The 14,031-nt window shown below is 44.4% G+C and carries 14 protein-coding genes; 6 read left to right on the plus strand and 8 right to left on the minus strand.

All coding sequences use genetic code 11. From position 1 onward, the window contains the following. Positions 1-91: 91 nt before the first annotated feature. The 3 genes from OV592_RS05615 to OV592_RS05625 all read left to right on the plus strand — a co-directional run bounded on the left by OV592_RS05615 (position 92) and on the right by OV592_RS05625 (position 2,176). Positions 92-442, plus strand: a complete 351-nt coding sequence (locus tag OV592_RS05615) for an MFS transporter (protein WP_406610696.1) — start codon at positions 92-94, stop codon at positions 440-442. Continuing rightward, a complete protein-coding gene (locus OV592_RS05620) occupies positions 435-1,658 on the plus strand; it encodes an HlyD family secretion protein (RefSeq protein ID WP_406610697.1) in 1,224 nt (407 codons plus the stop codon). Before OV592_RS05615 ends, OV592_RS05620 begins: the two co-directional genes overlap by 8 nt. Positions 1,659-1,963: 305 nt before the next feature. Further along, positions 1,964-2,176 carry a hypothetical protein gene (locus OV592_RS05625; protein WP_406610698.1) on the plus strand — a complete coding sequence of 71 codons (213 nt, stop codon included), beginning with the start codon at positions 1,964-1,966 and terminating at the stop codon, positions 2,174-2,176. A gap of 163 nt (positions 2,177-2,339) precedes the next feature. Here the strand turns inward: OV592_RS05625 and OV592_RS05630 are convergent, their stop codons facing one another. The 4 genes from OV592_RS05630 to rsmC all read right to left on the minus strand — a co-directional run bounded on the left by OV592_RS05630 (position 2,340) and on the right by rsmC (position 6,656). Continuing rightward, entirely contained in the window at positions 2,340-2,618 is a 279-nt protein-coding gene (locus OV592_RS05630) for a late competence development ComFB family protein (RefSeq protein WP_016402924.1), read from the minus strand. A gap of 77 nt (positions 2,619-2,695) precedes the next feature. Next, the gene (glgA, locus tag OV592_RS05635) at positions 2,696-4,174 is read right to left on the minus strand and encodes a glycogen synthase GlgA (RefSeq protein WP_016402923.1); all 1,479 of its coding nucleotides are present in this window, start codon (positions 4,172-4,174) and stop codon (positions 2,696-2,698) included. 92 nt (positions 4,175-4,266) lie between these two features. Continuing rightward, the gene (gene glgC / locus OV592_RS05640; RefSeq protein WP_256471422.1) at positions 4,267-5,508 is read right to left on the minus strand and encodes a glucose-1-phosphate adenylyltransferase; all 1,242 of its coding nucleotides are present in this window, start codon (positions 5,506-5,508) and stop codon (positions 4,267-4,269) included. A 116-nt stretch (positions 5,509-5,624) separates the two neighbouring features. Further along, a complete protein-coding gene (gene rsmC, locus OV592_RS05645; protein WP_406610699.1) occupies positions 5,625-6,656 on the minus strand; it encodes a 16S rRNA (guanine(1207)-N(2))-methyltransferase RsmC in 1,032 nt (343 codons plus the stop codon). A gap of 316 nt (positions 6,657-6,972) precedes the next feature. Between rsmC and dapA the strand changes: the two genes are divergently transcribed. Together dapA and OV592_RS05655 are read left to right on the plus strand one after the other, a co-directional pair. Next, entirely contained in the window at positions 6,973-7,845 is an 873-nt protein-coding gene (gene dapA / locus OV592_RS05650; RefSeq protein WP_406610700.1) for a 4-hydroxy-tetrahydrodipicolinate synthase, read from the plus strand. Positions 7,846-7,991: 146 nt separating this feature from the next. Beyond that, entirely contained in the window at positions 7,992-8,768 is a 777-nt protein-coding gene (locus OV592_RS05655; RefSeq protein WP_406610701.1) for a GGDEF domain-containing protein, read from the plus strand. Positions 8,769-8,822: 54 nt separating this feature from the next. Here the strand turns inward: OV592_RS05655 and OV592_RS05660 are convergent, their stop codons facing one another. Continuing rightward, positions 8,823-10,319: a hypothetical protein gene (locus OV592_RS05660; RefSeq protein WP_406610702.1), complete on the minus strand. Its 1,497-nt coding sequence runs from the start codon at positions 10,317-10,319 to the stop codon at positions 8,823-8,825. Between the two features lie 254 nt (positions 10,320-10,573). On the opposite strand from OV592_RS05660, the gene OV592_RS05665 reads away from it, so the two are divergent. Further along, on the plus strand, positions 10,574-11,332 hold the full coding sequence (locus OV592_RS05665) for a hypothetical protein (RefSeq protein ID WP_406610703.1): 759 nt from the start codon (positions 10,574-10,576) through the stop codon (positions 11,330-11,332). Positions 11,333-11,335: 3 nt separating this feature from the next. Here OV592_RS05665 and OV592_RS05670 read toward each other — a convergent pair whose 3' ends face one another. The 3 genes from OV592_RS05670 to OV592_RS05680 all read right to left on the minus strand — a co-directional run bounded on the left by OV592_RS05670 (position 11,336) and on the right by OV592_RS05680 (position 14,030). Further along, positions 11,336-11,674, minus strand: coding sequence for a hypothetical protein (locus OV592_RS05670; protein ID WP_016402916.1), 339 nt, complete (start codon positions 11,672-11,674; stop codon positions 11,336-11,338). A gap of 96 nt (positions 11,675-11,770) precedes the next feature. Further along, positions 11,771-12,472 carry a thiamine ABC transporter ATP-binding protein gene (gene thiQ, locus OV592_RS05675; RefSeq protein ID WP_406610704.1) on the minus strand — a complete coding sequence of 234 codons (702 nt, stop codon included), beginning with the start codon at positions 12,470-12,472 and terminating at the stop codon, positions 11,771-11,773. After that, positions 12,456-14,030, minus strand: coding sequence for a hypothetical protein (locus tag OV592_RS05680; RefSeq protein ID WP_406610705.1), 1,575 nt, complete (start codon positions 14,028-14,030; stop codon positions 12,456-12,458). The genes thiQ and OV592_RS05680 overlap by 17 nt, the downstream gene beginning before the upstream one ends. Between the last annotated feature and the right edge of the window lies 1 nt (position 14,031).

Below are 14,031 nucleotides of genomic sequence, written 5' to 3' on the forward strand. Positions count from 1 at the left end.
AAATTAGATTAAATCTATCCTTAGTTAAGTATCTTCTCATATTCGGTCGCACAATGCTTTGATTTTTAGTTTACCGATAAGAGATTCCTTTATGAGTTTAGTAAGCATGCCGTTTGTTGGCGGAGCTGCAGATACTGCATTACATGCAGTGGCTATTACTGTTTTGCTAGGAACCATTGTCGCTATTGGCTTTGGTTTTTGGAAAATTCATGAGTTACCTGTGCATAAGGCTCATAGCAAAAAGCACCAGCAAATAGGGCTTATTAGTGCGCTCACCTGGATAGGGTTTATTTGGCACTGGGTGTGGGTTATCGCTGTCATAATTGCCTTTGTTGATGGTGAAAAAGCCCTATGTCGTATCCGCGATATTTGGAAAGAAAACGACATGCAGCAAGCCAACACAGAAGCTGAAGCTACAGTAGAGGAGCAACATAATGCTTGAGGGTTTAGCGGTATGGGCTTTGTTTATTTATCTGCTTCGCTTGGTGGGGATGCCTTGGAATAAGTACTCCAAACTGTTTGCTTATCTGGGGGGCGGCACTTGGTTGTTGTTTGTATGGGTTGGCTTAATTACCTATACACCAATGGATTTGTCTGGGGGATCTCTGGTGCAGTCGCCTCATATTCAAGTTCGTCCCGCTTCTACCAAAATCAAAGGAGCAGTGAAGAGTATCCACATTAAGCCTAATCAAGAGATTCGTAGTGGTCAGTTGATGTTTGAGATTGACGACGACATTTACGTGATTGAACGAAACAAAGCCAAAGCCGATCTAACTGCAGCAATGGTTGCTTTAGAGGTGGCTCGCGAAGAAGTTAACATCAACCAAGCTAACTTGGCAGAGAAATCCGCAGATATTGCTATTACCGAGCAGGAAATTTTAGCAGCACGCGAGAACTTAAAGTTAAAACAAACAACCTACCAGCGTTACCTGGAGCAAAACCTAGCCTTAAACCACTCGGTAACCGAGTCGCGTTTAGATGAGCAAGACACAGAGGTTGAGCTCGCAAAGGTGGAGTTAGAGCGGTTAAAAGCAGAGCGAGAAAAAGCCAAAGTAAGTGTGAGCAAAGCGCAAGTACTTTTGAGTAAAGCGGAGCTGGCAGTAGACAGCAAACAGGTTGAAGTGATGTCAGCTGAGGAGCTTTTGAAAAAAGCACAGTGGAACTTAGACAATACTAAAATATATGCTCCAGCCGATGGTTACGTCACCAACTTTATTATGCGCGAAGGACAATACGTAGGGGTAGTGCCAAGAATGCAAATGTATACCAATGAAAAGTACGTACTGATGAGGGTTAATCACCAAGCAATTCGCAATATTAAAGTTGGCCAAAGCGCCGAATTTGCTACAGCGGTATACCCTGGGCAGATTTTTGTAGCAGAAGTGGAGGGGATTGTTGAAGCCTCGGGCGAATCACAGGGCAACTTAATGGGGCGAGACGATCAGGTGCGTCAAACTACCGGCATGAATGTTAAGAACAAGCATCACTTCGTACGCTTAAAAATCAATGAGCCAGAAGGCTACGATATCCCCGTTGGTGCGGTAGGTTTGGCCTGGATAAGTGGTGAAAAGCCCATAGCATTTATGAACTTTTTAGATGTGATTCGCGGCATTATCATTCGAATGAAGTCGCAAATTTATTATATCTACGCGATGTAGGGTATTACTCAAAAGCTTGGCAGTGCAATACTAGCCAAGCTTGTTAATGCCATTTTCTTCAGGTTAATGTAGATGCCTTTTATTCTTTAAGTCGTGCATAGCAGCCCTACTACCTTCTTACATCGTTGCCAAGAAACCCGTCCACGTCTATTTGGAGTAAACTTTTCGATAATTAGGTGCTCTATGCTGAGTAATTAACCAAAACTAGTATAAGTTTATTGCAAATAGCCCAAGCAAGTCGATTTGATATTGTAAGCCTAGGGCTCACGCTCTACAGTAGCGGGAGTAAAGAAAGAGTATTTATTATGTCGGAATTTAAAGAACTCAATAAGCGCAGTGCAAATGCCTATGCTCAGCAGCGAAACTTAATTAAGCAAGTATTGGCAGGCAAAACTAAGCAGTGTGAGCATTGTAAGCAGCCTTTGGCGGTAGTGTTACCTGGGCAAGAAAAAGCCCCTGGCGTTTATTGCGCCAAGGGCTGTACCTCTATCGAACTAGAGCTAAGTTTACCTAAATAATACCAATCGTACTAAGTAACCGTTCATTCTATCTGGTTAAAATACTCGATAACTGCGTTAGCATTTTTGATTGTAGAATAACTACTTATCGAAAAATCCTGCCTTATTCTCGAGTATTTTTCCTGCGCTATTTCTGATCACTGAGTTAGTGTGATTGGTATAACTAATCGCGTGGTGCTTGGCGACGATCTTGCTCTAGAAATTTTAGGCTTTCTTCAATTGCCACTTTGGTTTTTTCAACCAATTGTTCCCGTTCTGCATCGCTAATGGCGCTTAGTACATCCACGTCATGACGAATATAACGTGGTGGTAAACGATTGAGCACTAAGCAACATAAATCTTGCAGAGTATCTAGGTCACAGCGCTTATGGATCTCTAAGGCATGAATTTGTTCACCTAGTAGGAACTCAGTAAAATTATGAATTTCCTCTGATAAGCGCATTATCTTTCCCTCAAGTAAATGTATACATTCAGGTTATATAAGAAAAGCCAGAGTCGCCACTCTCTAGCTGTTTAATCTTATTGATGTTGAACCGGATTCACATTTAAGGCGTCATTATACAAGGCTTCGTATTGCCAAACTGACTCCTTCCAATGGAATCGAGACAGCATTGCGCGATGGCGCATCGCCTGAAACTCTTCCGGATGTTCTAAATAAAGTAACAGGGCCCGGCGCAAAATGTTTAGTAAATCGGCTGGTTCCGGATCATAGAAGATATGCCCGGTGGCGTTTTCTGCATCTTCATCGTAATCGCTTACCGTGTCTCTTAGGCCGCCAACGCCACGCACAATTGGCAAGGTGCCATAGGCTAGGCTGTACATTTGGTTTAGGCCACATGGTTCAAACAATGAAGGCATTAAGAAGAAGTCTGCGCCAGCTTCCACTAAATGGGCCATCTCATTGCTATAAGCATGAATAAACCGCAGTTTATCTGGCCATTGTTTTTGCATTGACTCAAGTTCAGCCACGATGCCGCTATCACCAGTGCCTACTATCACCACTTGTACATTGTGGCGTAAAAACTGTTGTAGGGCAGGTAGCAACAGGTAAAAGCCTTTTTGCTCGGTTAAGCGACATACCATGCCAAAAATTGGCACGTTTAGCTGGGCTAAATCTGTTTCAACTTGAAGTTCTTGGCGACAAACAGCTTTACCACTCATATCAGCGGCAGAGTAGTTTGTTGGAATATACTTGTCGGTTGCTGGGTCCCAGTCGGAGTATTCACAACCGTTTAATATGCCTACCAAATCGCCGCGGCGCTGCTCAAAATAGTCACAAAGGCCGTGTGAGCCTAAACGGGTGAGTAATTCCTGAGCGTAATTTGGGCTTACCGCATTGATTTTGTCGGCAAAGCGAATGCCAGCTTTAAGCAAGTTAATGCAGTTGTAGCCATCAAGTATTTGATCAACTAAGCCATCGGCTAAACCTTCTAAAAGCTGGAACTGGTGCTTCTCAAAAATGCCTTGGAAGGCCGCATTATGGATAGTAAGTACCGATTTGCTGTTACAGAAAAATGGGTGATGAGCAAATTTTTGCTTGAGCAAGTAAGGTATAAGCGCAGTGTGCCAGTCATTACAATGGAAAATGTCTGGTTTAAACTCAAGGGCTTCGGCCACTTGGAATACTGCACGAGAGAAAAAGGTAAAGCGTTCGCCGTTGTCATCGTAGGCAAACTCACCTTCGCTGTACAATTGGTCCCGCTCAAAATAATCATTTTGCTGAATTAAGTAAACGGGCACATCTTCGAGCATCAGCTTGAAGACTGCATAATCAATATCTTGGCAACCATGGCTAGTTTGAAGGCTAAGGTCGAGAATTTTCTCGGCTTCATCATGACGATTTATAGTTTTATAAAACGGCATAATAATTCTTACGTCTTGGCCATGTTCCTTCAGAGCCAGCGGTAAGGCTTTAGCAACGTCGGCTAAGCCACCTGTTTTAGCTAAGCTTTCTACTTCAGAAGCTACAAACAGAATCTTGACAGGATGGGCTGTCACAGAGCACTCCTTAACGATTAAGGCACCGAAGGGTGCCTTATGTGAAACAATATTAGAGTAATTGCTTATTTGTTTTCAAGGCAATTTGCAGCTTAAAAGCCTACCTTGGCGTTTTTCGGTATCACAACAATCCCTTCTGGGGATACCGTAAAGCGCTTGCGATCTTCCTCGAGGTTCTCACCAATAATAGTGCCCGGTGCAATTTCTGCGTTTTTATCGATGATAGTACGGCGGATCTGACAACCTTCACCAATTCTACAATTACCAATAAGCACCGATTCGCTAACTACCGAACCTGGACGTACGTGGCTTCTAAATCCAAACACGCTGCGGTTAACTTCTGAGCCCAAAATAAAGCTACCAGCAGAAATTAGTGATTGGCTAACGCTGACCTTTTTGTCGCCAACATCTTTAAATGTGGCCGGTGGTAGCGGTGGGTAGTGGGTATGTAGTGGAAACTTGGGGTTATATAGTGAGAATGGTGGCTCTTCATCCAACAAGTCCATGTGGGCTGCCCAATAAGCATCTAGGGTACCTACATCACGCCAGTAGCCACTTACCGTTTCGCCAGGAATGGTATTTTGGGTGAAGTCATAAGCAAATACTTTTCCTTTAGGGTAAAGCTTTGGAATGATGTCGTGGCCAAAATCGTGGGTTGAGCTGTCTTCTTTGGCATCGTCGTATAAGGCTTCTAATAGGGTTTTACGTTCGAATACGTAGTTACCCATAGAAGCAAGAACGTGGTCAGGGTCGCCAGGAATCGTTTTAGGGTTCACTTTAGGTTTTTCTTCAAAACCTATCATGCGGCCTTCTTCATCTACTTCAATAATGCCAAATTGATCGGCTTGTTCTTTAGGTACTTTAATCGCCGCTACAGTAAGTGCAGCCTCTTTGCGGCGGTGTTCATCTACCATTTGGCGTACGTCCATTTTGTAGATATGGTCGCTACCAAAAATACATACATGCTCAGGTTCGTTAATTTCAATGAAGCGGGCATTTTGGTAAATAGCATCCGCTGTGCCGTCGTACCAACGTTTGCCTACTCGCATTTGCGCTGGAACCGCATCAATAAAGCGATCGGTAATACCTGATAAGTGCCAAGCTTGGCGCAAGTGAATGTTTAACGATTGCGATTTAAACTGAGTTAGCACGTAGATTTTTAAGAAGTCAGAGTTAACAAAGTTATTTAAGGCAAAGTCGATCAGCCTGTAACTTCCTCCAAACGGAACCGCTGGCTTGGTGCGGCTATCGGTGAGTGGATAAAGGCGAGTACCTTCACCACCAGCGAGGATCATTGTAAGAATTCCTGCCATGAGACTTTGTACCTCTGTAATTGTGTCAGTTTCGTGAAATCGTTTTCAAAGTGGCTTGGCTTAGTTTCCAGATATTTACCTTAATGTAAATAGCAGAAACTGGGTTTTAGTAATTCCACATTAAAAAAAAGTTCTTTCTATACACAACAACGCAAAATCTTAAATTTTTTGTTGTCGAGTACATTTTCAAAGCGGGAGAAGTGCTGCTTTATTAGTGCTTCGTATTGTAAGAAACTATTGGCGACTAACCACAGTTCACCGTTGGCGTTTAAGTGTTGTTTTGCCTGAGCAAGAAACGTCTCGGTGGTTTCATATTGGGTATCAATTCCAGCATGAAAAGGCGGATTGCTTACAATAAAATCGAAGCGCTGTTTCACCTCGCTTAAACCATCCGAAGCAATTACCGTTCCAGTGAGTTGGTTTTCTTGCAGAGTAGCCTTACTGCTTGCAATGGCATATGCACTCACATCGAGCAGGCTTATGTCTACATTGTGTAACAGCGCTTGGCTTGCACCAATAATGCCCGCTCCGCACCCAAAGTCGAGCACGCTGCCATGCAAAGTGGGCAGGTGCTCCAATAACAATTGGCTGCCTTCATCGAGTTTTCCATGATTAAATACCCCAGGGAGGGACTTTACTTTAAGCGAAGCATTAGGAAGTGCTACCTCAAAGCTGTTTTGCCATTGGCTAGCATCAAACTGTGGTGCAGCTTGATTGAGCACGCCAAAATAGAGCCCACAACGGCGTGCACTGTCGATTTTATTTACTTTAATACCAAATTCCGCCAGCAGCTTTTCGCAACTTTTTACGCCGCCGCGGTTTTCGCCCACTACAAATATCTCAGCGCCAACTTCAAGCTGCGGCAAAATGCAGGCAAATAAATAGGCGGCTTCTTGTTTGGCCTTAGGCATAAATAGCAGCAAAGCATTGCTGTTGCTGGCTAAGCTTGGTGCTGCGCTAAATTGACTGGAGAGCTTGCTGCTTGCTTGCTTAGCAAAATATTGATGGTGGCCAAAATGACTACAACATACCTGCAACGAAGCCACCTGCTCCAACAAGTTCAACGGGTAGTTATCAGCTAACTGGCCAGCCACTACAAGATGTTGTTGAGAAAACAAGTCATCATGGCGAGCAAGAACTTGGCTAGTGGCGTGTGGAGAGGTATTCATAATCTGGCTTGGTTGGGGCGTGGTTGCCCGCAATGATAAAAAGTTTTAAGGGAAAAGGCTATCTCATGAGAACTTATGCGGATTTATTTTTCAGGTTACTTGACTTTTACCGCGTGCTAAGGAAACTAGCTAGCAAGAATTTTGATTGTTAAGGACAACACCTTGTTGCCATTTTCTTTAGAATTGAAGAAGTATAAACGGCCCGAATTAAAACGCGGGTGGTTAACGGCTGGGTGTAACTAAATCGAAAAAACGTTTTTGAACCCGGCCACTGTGACCGGGTTTTTTTATTTTTGAAGTAAGTGATGGAGCGGGCATGTTTAAAGGATCGATAGTAGCGTTGGTTACTCCCTTTATTGAAGGTGAAGTAGATTATGCGGCGATTCGCGAGTTAGTTGAGTGGCATATTGGCCAAGGTACTCACGGTATTGTGCCTGTAGGTACAACTGGTGAAAGCCCAACCTTAACTCACGATGAGCATATTGCTGTAGTTAAAGCGGTAGTAGAGCAGGCAAAAGGGCGAGTGCCTGTTATTGCTGGTGCTGGTTCAAACAACCCAATCGAAGCCATCGAATATACTAAGGCTGCTCAACAAGCTGGCGCCGATGCTACCTTGCATGTGGCGGGATATTACAATCGTCCAAATCAAGATGGCTTGTTCCAACACTTTAAAATGCTGCACGATGCCACCGACATCCCAATTGTTTTATACAATATTCCACCACGCGCAGTGGTAGATTTAAGCCCTAGCACTATTGCTAAGCTGGCGCAGTTACCACGCATTGTTGGTGTTAAAGATGCAACTGGTGATTTATCTCGCCCATTGTTTGAGCGCCAATTAATTGAGCAAGACTTTTGCTGGTTAAGTGGTGAAGATGCCACTGCAGTATCTTACAACGTGAGTGGTGGCCAAGGCTGTATTTCGGTTACGGCCAATGTAGCGCCAAAACTGTGTGCTCAAATGCAGCAAGCCACCCTAGACGGTGATTATGCTAAAGCTAGTGAGATTCAAGATAAGTTGATTCCTTTACACCAGGCGATGTTTGCCGAGCCTAGCCCTGCAGGTGCTAAATTCGCGATGTCTTTGTTGAATAAATGCCAAGCAGAATGCCGTTTGCCGGTGACAGAATTGTCAGAGTCAACCAAGACCCGTATCCGCAATGTGATGCAGAACTTAGAACTCATTTAGTAATAATATAATTATTGATAAGGCCGAGCTTGCTCGGCCTTTTTATTTACTTAGCGTTTATTCAACTACCGCTTTCCCCCGCTTAAGCTAAGCCCCTGATTTAACTCTGCTATACTGATAATCACGCAAACTTCAGGGACGTAGTAGTGGCAGAAATAGATCTGGTGAGCTTTTTTCATGGCATTGTAGAAGCCGATAGTGGGTATTGGTTACTGCAGCCTGAGAACGGCCAAGTGTCGGTGCGCTACCCCTGGCAAGATGGTCGTTCTGAGCAGCTTAGCCTAGAGCAATGGCTGGAACGAATTGACGTACGTTGTCGCGCTGCCTTTCAACAAGCCTTACATACCAGTTTGCAAAGCCAACAAGCCTTTTTCTGTCACTATTGCCACAGCGATGATGAGTGGTTACGTATTCACGGAATGCCGGTTGAAATTCAACAGCAGCAGTATTTATTGGCAAGTGTATTACCCTTAACCATGCCAGTGATAAACGACGAAGCTAAACTGCGTGATCCGCAAAGCGGTTTACTTTCTGCCCCGTTGTTTCGAGAACTGCTGATTCAAGCCATGCGCTTAAGCCAGCGTAATCACGAGCCTTTTGCCATTCTCACCTTGCATTACGCCAGCAACGATAGCTCTTTGGTCTGCGCTATTGTTGCTAAAGTTTTGCAAGAACAGTTGCGCCGTTCAGACAGCATTGCCCAGTTTAAAGAGGGTGAATTAATTGCTTTGTTGTATGGCACCAGTAGGGGAGCGGTAAGTACCGTTGCCAGTAAGCTCAGTAGTGAGTTACAAAAGCAGCTTGAGGGGGTGGCCTTAGACAGTTTAAAAATGGGCTGGGCTTATTACCCAGAGCACGGTGACAATGTTGACACGTTATTGGCCCATCGATTAGACGCAGTGGAAGCACTACGTCTTTCTTAGGCCAAGGCAAGAGTGCTCCTAGCTTTATCGCCGGTAGGAGCACATCTCAATGCTTTATTTAGCTTTCTGCACCACGGTAGTACTGCTTTTCAGCATATCTAAATACAGTTCTTGGTAGTCATCGGGAGTGATGATGAAACCATTGGCATCACTAAAGGTGCCACCCTGACCTGTTTCTGCGATGCCTCTACTATCAAGGTATTTAGCCATAAAGTAATCTTGTTGCGAGCTTGCTAATTCGCCATCTATTAAGGCCAGCTCTAGGCCTTCAATATCTTGAATCGATAGTTCAATAGCGCTGCTCTCTAAAAGTGGTTGCTGCGCTTTTGGCTGGGCATAAATACTTTGATAGAAGGCGCGGTTATTATTGGTTAGTACTTTTATGTGGCTGCGTTGCAGGGCAAAGTCCTCTTCAGAGAAGCTGCCAGCATTGTCGATACAGAACTTAGCGTTATCGAGTGCGGTAGGGCATTGCTGCTGAATATCTACACCAGTTATTGGCGCTAACTCAGGTAAACTTACCTCTAGGTTACTATCTTGCTCATCTATCGCCATTACGCTCTCAAATTGCCAAGAGCTATCATTGCTGATGCCTGAGAATAAACCTAACCAGTGGCTAACCTCATTGTAGTCAGCGGCAATCGTAAACTCATCAACATCATGATAAAGGGTTTGCCATTGATAGCTTTGATTGTTGTGGATTGCCAAGATGGCGCTGCCTTCGTCAAGATCTAGGTTAGCGGCACTTTGCCAATACATTGGCATGAGATCTTGATTGCTCAAACTAGCAGCTACAATTTCATCGTAGTCTTCAGTGTCGTAAACAAAGCTAGGCTCAATAAAGCCATAAAAAGCTAGGTCTGTATGTTGGTCGTTATTGCTGGTGTAAAAAGCGGTAACTAGGGTATCTCGGGCGGCGGGAAGCGGCGAGATTACCGGAATGTGGGAGGCGATCTCTCTGCCCGATACCGCATCCGCAGAATAGCTAGTTTGGTAGTAACTTACGCCACTTTCTTGAAGTACTGTTAATGCTGCCGAATCGGCGGTATCACTGATTGAGCGATAGTCTTTGCCCTTGTAGCACTCGCTGCCAGTTTGTGCTGAGCGTACATTTAACACCTTGTGGCTTAATAGGTCTTTTTCCACACTAAACATGTATACGTCAGGGTTACCGCTTAAGTTGCTATCAACCTCTTCTAAAGATACATAGCCGTCATCTGGCACTAAGCCACTATCTATAGTCACAATGCCGCTGCTAGGAACATCTATCGCTGGAATAGTGTGTTCTTCAATAATCGAACCATCTGCATTGTGGAACAAAACATTGTATCCAGCATTAGCGACCGATGCGGTAATTACTCGGCTAGCATCGCTTTCAGAAGTGCCATAAATAATACAGCCCGATTTTACATCGCTCTCTTTTAGAGTATGCAATTGGATTATTTGCCAATTGTACTTAGGGGTACTCGGAGTAGAAGGTGAGCTGTCACCTCCTCCGCAGCCACTTAACACAAGGGTGGCAACCAAACTGGGTAACAAAGCTTTATTCACTTAAAAGTCCTCAAACTGCGAGTCAAAATATTGATATTGCTGTATACAAAGCAATTATCAAGCCTTTTTGACTATTTTGTGGATTTAAATACTGTTATTTATATATTTTTTAGAATTAGTTGCTGGTTGATGGCTGCTAACTTTGGTACTTAGCTAAGTAAAAGTGTGTTGGATAAGGCATTTCTGCATGATGATTGTTTAGTGGTTCTCATGTTTATTTTATATTTGCTTGATGGTTGTTTGGGGTGTGCTAGATGTTACAAACAAGGATGTATCTATGGGGCTTAGTAGCACTGTGCCCGCTGTTTACTAGTGCTAAGCAACTTATAGAGATTAAAGTTGGCGGTTACGATTATCCTCCCTATGTCATTCACGACATATCCACCAACCGTTATAGCGGCGTTACCTTAGATATACTAAGGGCGCTCAATCATCTTCAAGATGAGTATTCGTTTCGCTTTGTTTCTACCTCTCGCCACCACCGCCATGCCGCATTCTCGCGGCAACGCTTTGAGCTGATCTTATTTGAAAATCTAGAGTGGGGTTGGCAGCAGCTCAATGTACAACAAAGCCTTCCTCTTGTTTTAGACAGAAACTTATTACTCACTCACCAGCAGCATGATTATGAGCAAGATGGCCTGTTTATGCCTGAGCATAATTACAGCGTGGTATTGTTTGATGAGTTACATCAGCGTGAGCATTTATCCGATGAAGGCTTTGCAGTTAGTACCTGTTCCCACGTGATGAACTGCATAAAAATGGTGTTAAAGCGCCGGGTAGATTTTGCCATGGTTAACGAAAGCTATTACCTGCCACTTACTCGCCAAAGACCTAGTTTATTAACTTCACTTAAGTTGGTCGATAATTTTAGCCCAGTATATAGCTTGCATGCTCTCGTGCGTGATGAGTCATCGCTAACCATTGAACAGCTAAATGTATATTTGCAGCAGTTGAGTTTGTCGGGAGAATTGCAGAAAATAATGAGTAAGTATCAGTTGGCGCTTGCCAATTAGCGTTTAGGCTCGAGCCAGTAATTGTGGGCCTCGAGTGCCTTTTTCTTCCATATATTGAAAGTACAAACGAATGTGGGTTGCCGATTGGTCCACACTGCGCCCCATTGCTTCTCGAATTGCCTTACGGTTAGCTTGTTTGGCGTCGTCACTGTCACGTAGCTGAGTGGCGGTTAATCCGGGTTGAACATCGTTATTACCAAATACCGCAGTACCTGGATTAGTCATTTGGCGCTGCGCCGTATACTCGGTAATGGTTTGACGTGGCGCGGTGCTCTCGATGCGTTGACGAGCTTGATAGGTAGATTCTAGCGAGGCGGCTTGTAGATTGTAATTAACCTGCATATCTGAGCTCTAATCCAAGTACATAAATGACTATTGGACTTATATCGGCTGAATCAACACAAACTTTACTGTAATGAAGGCTGACTAGCTAAAAATCTAGCTACAGGCCAGGTAGTGAGCAATGTGTTGATTGGCCGGCGATTGTTTCAGTTCATCAACGGTGGCAAACTGCTGGGTTTTACCTTGTTCAATAAACGCCACTCGCTGGGCAACTCTCAATGCGTCTTGCCATTGATGCGTTACCATCAACACCGCTAGCTGGTATTGCTCAGCGAGTTGTTTAACTAGTTCTAAACACTCTAAACGTAACATCGGATCAAGCGCACTAAAGGGTTCATCTAACAATAGAATAGGGCGATGACGAATTAAGCAGCGCGCTAGTGCGGCGCGTTGTTGCTGGCCTCCAGAAACTTGGTCTGGGCGTTTGTCTAAAATTGCTGAGATGCCAAGGTTTTTGGCAATTTCTGTAACTTGTTGCTGCTGATTAGGGCTTAGCTTTAGCTGTTGGCTAATACCCAAAGCAATGTTCTGCTTGAGGCTTAAGTGGTGAAATAAATTATGCTGCTGAAATAGCGACGTTACCGGCCGTTGATTGATCGGCAGTGTTAACAAGTCTTCATTTTGCCAGCTTAAACTGCCCGAGCTAGCCTGAACAAACCCGGAGATAAGCTCCAGCAAGGTGCTTTTTCCGCTGCCGCTGGCACCCAACAAGGCCACCACTTCACCGGGCTTTACTTCTAGAGAGTAACTAAAGTGCTGGTTATGGCGTTGGCACTGTAGCTTAGATATGTTCAGCATTGTCTCGTCCGAGGCTAATATCGAGTAAGTAAAATATAACACCGCATAGTAGTAGCATGATTAGTCCTGTGGCACTGGCTAAAGCGTATTGATAGCTACTTAGTTGTTGAAACAGGAGGAGTGGCAGGGTGGTGACATCAACACTGCCGATTAGAGCTATCACTCCCATATCACCCAAAGATAAAACCATGCACAAGCTAATCGCCACACTTAAGGGTTTGCGCATTAAAGGCCAATAAATGAAACGGACTTGGCTAAGCGCTGGCAGGTCTAAACTTTGATTAAGTTTGGCGTATTGCTTTACGCTGTCGTTGAGGGCCGGTTTTAGGCTACGCATATAAAACGGTAAGCTCATTAAGGCGTTAATTAACGCAACTAAGGGCACTGTATAGCGGCTAATGTCGGTGCGGCTAAGCAGTAGAAAAAACAATCCAGTGGTAATCACCATGGCTGGTGCTAATAGCATCACAGACGCAAGTAACTCTTGGCCTTTGTGTCTTTTCGCGCCTTTGTTTTGGCTTAAGTTGCTGCTGTATTGCCACAAAAGAGCGCTGCCCAGTATTAATACCCAAACCACACTTTGCAGCGCAATGTTTAACGACCACAAGCTGCTTTCTATCCACTGTTGCCAAGGTAAGGCTTGCCAGCTAAGCGCTAACAGCGGGCTAAACATGCCTAAGACAACTGAGATTATAAACAAATAGTAGCTGGTAATAATTAGACGGTGCCAGGTAAGTGACAGGGTGGAATGTTGATGAATGCTAGTTAAGCTTTGTTGGTGGCGAATACTATCTTGTTGTTCTCGCCCCAGTAATAACCAGCCAAGGCTAGTTGCTATAAGCAGTTGCAATAAGGCGCATTGAAGTGCGAATAAGGGATCAAAATCGTAGCGAAGCGCCTGGTAGATGGCCACCTCAAGAGTTGTACTTTGCGGCCCTCCACCTAGCGCCAGCACAATCGTAAAGCTACCAAAACACAATAAAAACACTAAGCCAAACAAACCTGCCAAGCGAGAGCGCAACATTGGCCATTCGATTAAGCGCCAATAACTAAATTGGCTGAACCCAAGTTGCTTGCCTTGGCGCCAATAGCTGGCAGGAATGGCTTGGTATTGTAAATAACAATAGCGCGCTATAAGCGGCATGTTTAGAAAGGTGTGTGCGATTAAAATGCCAGATAGGCCGTATATCTTCCATGAAAAAGGAGCTAAATGTTGCCAAAAACCATTTAAGCCAAAGCTACCAACGCAGCCTAGAACCACCAAAATCACCGGGCATACAAAACATAAGTTTGCTAGGCGCAATTGCCAGTTAAGGCTTCTGGGTTGAAGATAAAACCAAGCGCGAGCGAGCAATATACCGCCAATACAGGCGAGCAATGCCGACAGCAAAGCTTGCCAAAGGCTGAAGCGCAGTACTCGCCATAAATATGGATCGTTAAACGCGCTCCAGCTTAACTCCTTGGTTTGCTCTGCAAGGCCCCAAAAGGCAGCGCAAATTACCAAGGCAAGAAATGCACTGGCGGTATAACCCGCAATGGCCGCCAGTTTCTTCATCATT

Origin of the sequence: Agarivorans sp. JK6, assembly GCF_045277145.1 — a bacterium.
In the GTDB taxonomy this organism is placed as follows: domain Bacteria; phylum Pseudomonadota; class Gammaproteobacteria; order Enterobacterales; family Celerinatantimonadaceae; genus Agarivorans; species Agarivorans albus.

Coding starts and splice junctions, on each gene's coding strand:
- rsmC (WP_406610699.1), bottom strand. CDS start 6,656: ATGAATACCTCTCCACACGCCACTAGCCAAGTTCTTGCTCGCCATGAT.
- OV592_RS05680 (WP_406610705.1), bottom strand. CDS start 14,030: ATGATGAAGAAACTGGCGGCCATTGCGGGTTATACCGCCAGTGCATTT.
- OV592_RS05665 (WP_406610703.1), top strand. CDS start 10,574: ATGTTACAAACAAGGATGTATCTATGGGGCTTAGTAGCACTGTGCCCG.
- dapA (WP_406610700.1), top strand. CDS start 6,973: ATGTTTAAAGGATCGATAGTAGCGTTGGTTACTCCCTTTATTGAAGGT.
- OV592_RS05670 (WP_016402916.1), bottom strand. CDS start 11,674: ATGCAGGTTAATTACAATCTACAAGCCGCCTCGCTAGAATCTACCTAT.
- thiQ (WP_406610704.1), bottom strand. CDS start 12,472: ATGCTGAACATATCTAAGCTACAGTGCCAACGCCATAACCAGCACTTT.
- OV592_RS05625 (WP_406610698.1), top strand. CDS start 1,964: ATGTCGGAATTTAAAGAACTCAATAAGCGCAGTGCAAATGCCTATGCT.
- OV592_RS05630 (WP_016402924.1), bottom strand. CDS start 2,618: ATGCGCTTATCAGAGGAAATTCATAATTTTACTGAGTTCCTACTAGGT.
- OV592_RS05620 (WP_406610697.1), top strand. CDS start 435: ATGCTTGAGGGTTTAGCGGTATGGGCTTTGTTTATTTATCTGCTTCGC.
- OV592_RS05615 (WP_406610696.1), top strand. CDS start 92: ATGAGTTTAGTAAGCATGCCGTTTGTTGGCGGAGCTGCAGATACTGCA.